3 protein-coding genes and 1 pseudogene are annotated in these 3346 nt (G+C 62.6%); 1 reads left to right on the top strand and 3 read right to left on the bottom strand.

Annotated features, from left to right (window positions below; genetic code table 11):
- A partial coding sequence (locus tag XpopCFBP1817_RS20135) for a transposase (RefSeq protein ID WP_146090199.1) occupies positions 1 to 236 on the top strand: 236 nt, incomplete at its 5' end.
- Positions 237 to 348: 112 nt separating this feature from the next.
- Here the strand turns inward: XpopCFBP1817_RS20135 and XpopCFBP1817_RS20130 are convergent.
- The 3 genes and pseudogenes from XpopCFBP1817_RS20130 to XpopCFBP1817_RS20120 form a co-directional block, all read right to left on the bottom strand.
- Entirely contained in the window at positions 349 to 1830 is a 1482-nt protein-coding gene (locus XpopCFBP1817_RS20130; RefSeq protein WP_128418429.1) for a benzaldehyde dehydrogenase, read from the bottom strand.
- Between the two features lie 28 nt (positions 1831 to 1858).
- Entirely contained in the window at positions 1859 to 2626 is a 768-nt protein-coding gene (locus XpopCFBP1817_RS20125) for a coniferyl-alcohol dehydrogenase (protein WP_128418428.1), read from the bottom strand.
- Between the two features lie 33 nt (positions 2627 to 2659).
- Positions 2660 to 3268: pseudogene (locus XpopCFBP1817_RS20120) on the bottom strand (transporter); the annotation flags it as partial.
- Positions 3269 to 3346: the final 78 nt, after the last annotated feature.

The following is a 3346-nucleotide window of genomic DNA, read 5'->3' as shown; positions in this document are numbered from 1 at the left end:
CGGCCGGTGCACGTTGCGTCAACGTGGTGCTGGGCAACCTCAAGCGCGCCATCAGTGGCGTGTATCACGCCATCGCGCAATGCAAATACGCAAGGCGTTACATGGGAGAAGCGGCCTATCGGTTTAATCGTCGATTCCGCTTGCGCGACATGCTGCCACGACTGGCCACGGCCATGATGCAATCCACACCATGTCCAGAGCCGGTTCTGCGTGCGGCGAGCAATTTTCACGGCTGAGAGTCAGGGCGAATCAGGAACAACGAAGGCAAGTGTGGCCAACACGTTGCCGCCATCGATACAGCGTTCGAGAGGGTTTGTCAGCCACTCCACGTCGGTCGCACACCGCCGATCAGAATGGGTACTGCGGCACCGCGTTCTCGATCGTCAGCCACTGCCAATGCGTGTACTGCTCCCAATCGGCCGGGCCACCGACGCTGGTGCCATTGCCCGACGCACCGGTGCCGCCGAACGGGTTGATGACTTCATCCACCACGGTCTGGTCGTTGATATGCAGCGAGCCGATGTGCAGTTGATCGCCCAAGCTCATCGCACGCGACACCGATGCCGACAGGATGCCGGCGACCAACCCATAATCGCCGTAGTTGGCCAGCTCCGCCGCTTCGTCGTCGGTATCGAACACAGTGATGTTGATCACCGGGCCGAACACCTCTTCGTCGAATGCGCGCATGCCCGGACGCATGTTGGACAACACGGTCGGCGCATAGAACAGGCCTTCGTTGGTGGCACCGGCTTCGACCACCGCACCGGCGGCAATGCTGTCGCGCACGATATCGACCACGTGCTGCAGCTGGCGCTGGTCGTTGATCGGGCCAAGCGCCACCGTGCCGCTGACCGGATCGCCCATGGGAAGATGGCGTGCTTTTTCTGCCAGCCGCTGTGTCAATGCCTCGGCCACACTGCGCTGCACCAGCACGCGGCCGGTGGCCATGCAGATCTGCCCTTGATGCATGTAGGCGCCAAACGCGATGGCCGATGCGGCTTTATCCAGATCGGCGTCGTCGAGCACGATCACTGCGTTGTTGCCGCCCAGTTCCAGCGCGATCTTCTTCAAGTACCGCCCTGCGATCTCGCCGATGCGCCGGCCAGCGGCGGTGGAGCCGGTGAAGGCGATCATCGGCACATCCGGCGCTTCGACCAGCGCCTGACCGATCTGCGCATCGCCATACAGCACATGCAGCAAGCCCTTCGGCAAGCCGGCTTCTTCCAGCACCTGCGCGATGATCACGCCACCGGTATACGGCGTGCGCGAATCGGGCTTGAGCACCACCGCATTGCCCATCGCCAGCGCCGGGGCGACCGAACGCAGCGATAAAATCAACGGAAAGTTGAAAGGTGAGATAACAGCGATCACGCCCAACGGCAGATGCCGCGCCAAGCTGAGTTGACCGGCACCCGTCGGCAGCACTTGCCCCACTGCCTGCAGCGGCAGTGCCGCAGCCTGCTGATAGAACGCCACGGCCTCGTTCACTTCGCGCTGGGCCTTGGGCGAAATGCCGCCGGTTTCGCGCGCAATCAGAAGTGCCGCTTCCGCACTGCGCGCTTCCATCAGCTGCGCTGCACGGTGAAATATCGCAGCGCGCTCACGCAGCGCGGCGGCGGCCCACGCACGCTGCGCGTGTTTGGCTTGCGCCACAGCAGCTGCGACATCAGACCGATCGGCCTTGGTCACTTCGTGCAGTAAGTTGCCGGTGGCGGGCTCGTAGATCTGCAAAGTGCCGCCGTTGCCGGGCACCCAGTCGCCATTGAAGATGCAGCCGTGCCACGCCGGGGTGATCGGCGCGGAGACGCTTACGGCGGGGAGAGCATGCATGGTCTAGCCTCCTGCTGAAGGGGTGGTGTTACAGAGTGGTCGACGCCAGCCCGCCATCGACAGGCAGGGTGATGCCGTTGATCCAGCGCGCGGCATCGGAAGCGAGAAACACGATGGCCTCGGCCACTTCGTCGGCATACGCCGGACGCGTCATGCGCTTGGCATCTTGCTTGACGCGCTCTTCGCCGAGCATGGTGACGAAATCGCCAAGGATTGGAGTAAACACCGGCCCTGGCGCGACGTTGTTGACGCGCACACCGTGCTCGGCAAAACAGGGCCGCGATTGCAGCAGGGTCCACACAATCAGCGCTTCCTTGAAGTACTGATAGCAGGTGTCGTGGGCCACAGGATGTTCCGCCAACCACGCACTGCCGGACGCAAAGCTGTCGGTGGCGCCCAGTTGCTTGTGCAGGTCCAGACGCTGCGGCCATTCGGCTCCCAGGATCGAGGCCACGTTGATGATGGCGCCGCCCGGCACGATGCGCGGCAGCAGCGCCTGGCTGAGATGGCGCAGGCCCAGATAGTTGACGCGCGCCACCAGCTCCAGCGGTGCGGTGCCCGGCACGCCGGCCACATTGGCCAGCCCGTCGATGCGCTCCGGCAAGGCCTGCACCAGCGCATCGATAGAAGCCGGATCGCCGAGATCGGCCTGATGAAAGCCGTGCAGCGTCATCTGCACCGGTGCGCGATCGATGCCGATCACCGTGGCGCCATGAAAACGCGCCAGCCGCGCCACTTCTGCACCGATGCCCGATGCCACACCGGTGACCACGATCGTCTTGTTCTGCAAATTCATTGCCACTCTCCGAAGAGGCCGGCCGCGCCGGCACTAGACCACATCGACGTACTGCAAGTTGACGTTATTGCCGGAGGCAGCGTTCTTCACGTCCACCGGCAGAGACACATTGGCAAACAGCATGTTGCTGGCATACATCCGCCAGACGCCGTCAGGGCCGGCATAGAACACGCTTTGGCGGGTGTCGGCCACGCGCTGGCCGTTGGTGGGGTTGTCGCGGAACTGGGTGCGGAGTTTGTAGATGTAGTTGATGCGTGCGCTGGCTTCCCAGTTTGGCGTCGGGAACACCGTGAACGCATATTGCGGCACCAGCGACCAATAGCCGGCGCTCTGATTGAGATTGAGATCGCGATCGAACTTGCCGATCAGCGCGATGGCATCGATCTCCGAGCGCTGCGAAAACACCGGGCAGCCGCTGCGTATTACCTGCAGCATCTGCAAGTAAGGCACAAAGGTCAGGTCGCCGACATCGGCGCCGTTATCGCGCAAGGTGGCAATCCTGATGCGCCCGAACGAAGCATCCAGATTGATCAGCGGCAGCAGCGTGTTGATGCCCACTGCGCCGCCGGAGAGCTTGTAGGGCGTGACATAGGCGACCTCGGTCAGCAGCAGGGTCGAATCGATACGTGGGTTATCGAACACTAGGGCCTGTTAACACTAATGGCCTGAGCGAGTAAACTATCGGGTATGGAGATCACACCAGAGCAATTTTCCCTAATC

Source organism: Xanthomonas populi, from assembly GCF_002940065.1.
Lineage (GTDB): Bacteria > Pseudomonadota > Gammaproteobacteria > Xanthomonadales > Xanthomonadaceae > Xanthomonas > Xanthomonas populi.
This window is presented reverse-complemented; position numbering and strand designations above follow the sequence as displayed.